General features: G+C 47.3%; 3 protein-coding genes. All 3 read right to left on the reverse strand.

Annotated elements, in window-relative coordinates; translation table 11 throughout:
* Positions 1-562 (reverse strand): glycerate kinase (locus IQR33_RS17185; protein ID WP_193843883.1); only part of this gene is annotated, 562 nt, incomplete at its 3' end.
* 16 nt (positions 563-578) lie between these two features.
* Complete coding sequence (locus tag IQR33_RS17190; protein ID WP_193837831.1) at positions 579-1,931, reverse strand: GntP family permease; 1,353 nt, start codon at positions 1,929-1,931, stop codon at positions 579-581.
* A 158-nt stretch (positions 1,932-2,089) separates the two neighbouring features.
* On the reverse strand, positions 2,090-3,232 hold the full coding sequence (locus IQR33_RS17195) for a sugar diacid recognition domain-containing protein (protein WP_193837830.1): 1,143 nt from the start codon (positions 3,230-3,232) through the stop codon (positions 2,090-2,092).
* Positions 3,233-3,439 lie beyond the last annotated feature (207 nt).

Consider the following 3,439-nt stretch of genomic DNA (forward strand, 5'->3'; position numbering starts at 1 on the left):
TTTCGCAAGTTGCTAAACGAGGGTCAAGACCAGAAATATCGATGGACGCAAGCGCCGCTAACCCGCCTCCATTTGGGGTAATTGCATGACCAGATTCATCAAGAAACGCCACCCCCAACGCGGTCAACATGCCCACGCCACCATCATTGGTAGCGCTGCCGCCCAAACCAATGATTAAGCGTTGAATACCTCTATCTAGCGCGTGTTTGATCAGCTGTCCAGTACCAATGCTGCTGGTCAGTTTTGGGTCGCGAGCATCACTCGGCACAAGGTGCAGACCACTGGCCTCCGCCATTTCAATAACCGCGGTTTCGCCGTCGCCGAGGATGCCATAAAACGCTTCAACATCATTCCCTAATGGCGCGGTCACCGTTGTGAAGACTTGTTCGCCTTGAGTTGCATCTATCAAAGATTGAACCGTGCCTTCGCCACCGTCTGCGACCGGAACCGTAACAAACTCAGCATCATGCCATACGCGAGCAAGACCTGTTTTGATCGCCTCGCTCACTTGTTTGGCGGTTAAGCTTTCTTTAAATGAATCAGGTGCAATTACCACTTTCATACGTATTTCCAGAGACTTATAAGAGAACGAGGCTCAAAATGTACACCAATGCCATTGCCGTGACACCTTGAACGAGCGTAGCCATGGTTTGCGCGCGGTACGCTAGGCCCACCGACATTCGACTAAACTGCGAAACTACCCAGAAGAAACTGTCGTTTGCATGAGAAACCGTCATCGCACCTGCACCGATCGCCATCACCGTTAATACGCGGCCCATTTCTGAATCGAGCCCCAATTGCGTGAGCATAGGCGCAACCAAAGCCGATGTGGTCACCAATGCAACCGTTGATGATCCTTGCGCCGACTTTAGCGCAGCCGCAACGATAAATGGCATGAAAATACCCACACCCAGCGCCGATAGCGTTGTACCTAAGTATTCACCTAGCGGCGTGGCTTTTAATACCGCGCCAAATGCGCCACCCGCACCGGTAATCAAAAGAATAGGCGCAGCAGCCGTAATACCTTGGCTGATTCGCTCGCCAAATTCTTCAATCTTGTTGTCTGATTTGAGTAGGCGAACAGAAAGGAACAGGCCAATCACTAATGCCGTTAGTGGCTGTCCTAAGAAAGTCAGAACATCAAACACAAAACCTTCGCCCAGCGGTAGGCTTGGGAATTTCGCGATAGAGCCAAAACAGATCAATAAGATAGGAACAAAAATAGGAGCGAATGCTTGGTTCGCCGTTGGCAATTTGCCGTAAGACGCTTTGAGTGCTTGCCAGTCTTGCTGAATTTCTTCTACGGCTTCAATGCCATCTGGTTCAACATGTTGGAATCGGTTCGCCCACAACATACCCGCTAACGCCGCAACCGCTGCAACAAACACACCCACACCAATCACTAAACCAAGGTTAGATTCCAGGCCTAAGTTACCCGCAGCGGCAATCGGGCCAGGAGTTGGCGGCACAAACGTGTGCGTTGCGTATAAGCCAGTTGCCAACGCCACACTCATCGCAACGCTTGAGGTTTTTAAACGCTTCGCGAGTGATTCTTTGAGCGAGTTCAGAATGACAAAGCCTGAATCACAAAATACCGGAACAGAAACGATGTAACCTATGATGCTCATAGTCAATGTTGGGAAACGCTCACCCAACACTTTGATGACCGTATCGGCCATGGTGATCGCCGCACCACTTTTTTCCAAAATAACACCGATGATGGTACCTAAAACGATAACCAAACCAATGTAACCAAGGATGCCGCCAAAGCCAGAAGCAATGGTTTTGGCAATGCTATCTGCCGGTAAGCCGTAAGCAAATGCCGCAAGGAACGCCGCGATGATCAGCGCTAAAAAGGGATGTAATTTGAATTTGGTGGTCGTGAGCACAATAAATGCGATCACCCCGAGCAGGATTAATATAAGGTTCATGATAACTCCATTTATTCTTATTTTGCTGAGCGAGTCCGTGTTGGCTCACTCAACATGTAGGGACGCATGAATTATTAATCGTTTGCTTTCGAATTCCTTTAGGCGGAGTGACAAATGATGTGGTCAAAAAATAACGCGTATTGTGCAAATGCACAACATCACGACATTTTTGAGAGCCGAGTCGCAATATAAAGCTCCGCTAACCCCACAAAATTGGTGGTTGGTAGCCCTGTTATCTCGGTGATTTTCTCTAACCGATAGCGCAGAGTGTTCCGGTGAATAAACAGCATTTTAGAGCATTCTGTTACATTGCCATTGCATTCAAACAGTGCATCTAGGGTTTTCAATAATTGCCCAGATTTGTCTTTCTCTTTCAACCGTTTCACACCATCAATAATTTGTTCACCTTGCCAAATATCCGCCAACGGCGCTAACAAAACAGGCAAACGAAGTTCATCGAACAGGTACTTACGTTTCTCTGGGTAGAACTGCTTGCCAATAGCTAATACCTGCTTCGCACTTTGGTATGACAACGCGACATCTTTAGGCTCATTAAACAGCTGCCCTAGCGCAATGTGAAACGTATGCGAATCGTGATCGCTTAAACGCGACATCAACTTATCAATGCGCTCACTTTCAACTTGGCTATCCCACTGCTTGGCGGAATGACACGGTTTCAACACCACAATTTCATTCACTGAGACAATCGCAACTAGGTTGTTACGCTCTGGGTATTCAAGCAGCTCAACAATATTGCGCACACTCTTCATGCTTTTCGAGGCCGACGGCGTCGAGACTTCAATCACCGTTGCCACCCGTGGTTGAGTAACATCGATAGAAAGACGCATCGCCCAATCTTTCAGCTCTTCATCGGTCAATTTGCCATTGATCCAAGCCAGAATAAACTCTTCACGATGACGTCTGTCCCACTGAAATTTTTCCACCAGCGCAGCTTGCTCGATTGTTAGTTCAGCGGTCATTTTAACCAGTTTTGCAAAATCTCGGATTTTCTCCGGCTCTCCTGTGACGCCAACAATACCGACCACGTCGCCATGTAATTTCAACAACATATTGATACCGGGTTTGACACCCTGCAACGTCAAACATTGCTGCTCATTAAGCTCTAGCGAATCGCCATGATTCAGCGCCAGTACCGCGCCATCATGCACTTGCCCAACACGTTTAGAGTCGCCACTGCCAATGATTATACCTGCCGAGTTCATCACATTCACATTGTGACCAATGATGGACATGGTTCGATCAACAATTTGTTGTGCTAAAGCGTGGTCGAGAATCACCATTTCGAGTTTCCAAATTGACCGTTTAATCACTCAATAAATCACAAATGGCAAACTATCGCGATGCTGCGGTTCTAAATAACGGAAGCAGCTCAAAGCATTATCCAATTAACCACACTTAAAAAGAGTATTAAACCTTCATTTTTAGCAGAGGGTTATATACTTAGAACAAAGGTTACCAATGCATTCTTCACTGTGCATTGATGCCAC

The sequence above is a fragment of the Vibrio sp. OPT46 genome, from assembly GCF_015163535.1.
Taxonomy (GTDB): Bacteria; Pseudomonadota; Gammaproteobacteria; order Enterobacterales; family Vibrionaceae; genus Vibrio; species Vibrio alginolyticus.

What these genes read in the sequence shown, in the direction of transcription:
- IQR33_RS17195 (WP_193837830.1), bottom strand. Translation starts at nt 3,232, where the DNA reads ATGGTGATTCTCGACCACGCTTTAGCACAACAAATTGTTGATCGAACC.
- IQR33_RS17190 (WP_193837831.1), bottom strand. Translation starts at nt 1,931, where the DNA reads ATGAACCTTATATTAATCCTGCTCGGGGTGATCGCATTTATTGTGCTC.